Source organism: Oleiphilus sp. HI0125, from assembly GCF_001635355.1.
In genome coordinates this window covers 1-350 of record NZ_LWGF01000522.1, presented here as the reverse complement: position 1 = coordinate 350, position 350 = coordinate 1, and the positions used below count along the sequence as shown (strand labels likewise).

General features: G+C 42.9%; 1 protein-coding gene. It reads left to right on the top strand.

Features of this window, described 5'->3' with window-relative positions; genetic code table 11:
- Nucleotides 1–313: fatty acid desaturase (locus A3762_RS06620; RefSeq protein ID WP_197469092.1), on the top strand; the 313-nt coding region annotated here is incomplete at its 5' end.
- Between the last annotated feature and the right edge of the window lie 37 nt (nucleotides 314–350).

Below are 350 nucleotides of genomic sequence, written 5' to 3'. Positions count from 1 at the left end.
AAGTATAGAATTAGCGTTGGTCTTGGTTCTAGGTTTCCTGTTAGGTGGTACGTTCACGGCCTACTGGTTCGCTTACAGACCACATATCCCTTATCAAGAAACGGCGCGTTATCGCAATACCAATAACTTAATTGTTCCAGTTTGGCTGAAGCCTTTTGAATGGATCTGGGTTGGTCAAAACCTGCACGCTATTCATCACTTGTTTCCTCGCGTGCCTTTTTACAAGTACCACGCGCTTTATAGTGATATCGAGCCTATATTGCGAAAACAAGGTACGCCTATCCTCGGCGTATTCAGTAGAAAACCTGTGTAAGAAAGAAAAAAGACATAAAAAAAGCAGCCTATTGGCT